Raw genomic sequence first — 582 nt, forward strand, 5'->3', positions numbered from 1 at the left:
CATGGTTGGATCTGATCGAGGATTACCTGGGATCAAAAATGGGGTTTATACACAGGGGCTAAAATAGATCAAAGTTGTTATTTGGATAACTAAAGGAAAACCACTGGATCTTACCTGACTTATCCACAGACGGTTTGGGTGTTTTTTGTTCAGTTGAAAAGATTTTTTCTACGGAAGGTTATTCACAGAGGGGAAATCAGAGCCGCATCGCGACTCTGTAGGAGATGAGTATGGGGTTAAAAGCGCTCGATATTCTCTTTTAACCATGCTTCTGCAGCATCTTCTGGGACGTCATGAGCCAGTACATCAATCAACAAGCAATCTGCAATCGGCGTTGCGCCAATATCTTCTAACAAGTCGTAAGCGTGCTTACCGGCAGCGCAGAACGTATCGTAGCTCGAATCACCAATCGCAATGACTGCAAACTTCACGTCTGCCATCTTAGGTGGCGTATTTTGCAATGCTGCGATGAAAGGTTGAATATTGTCTGGATATTCCCCCGCACCGTGGGTGGAGGTGATCACAAGCCAAGTCCCTTGGTTATCGATCTCGTCTAATGACGGTTGGTTGTGGATCGTGGTT

The 582-nt window shown here is 45.5% G+C and carries 1 protein-coding gene; it reads right to left on the reverse strand.

What is annotated here, in order from left to right; translation table 11 throughout:
• Nucleotides 1-236: 236 nt before the first annotated feature.
• The coding region (locus R7E78_RS28735; RefSeq protein WP_318058962.1) for a flavodoxin domain-containing protein at nt 237-582 on the reverse strand (346 nt) is incomplete at its 5' end.

This window comes from Vibrio sp. YT-19(2023) (genome assembly GCF_033337395.1).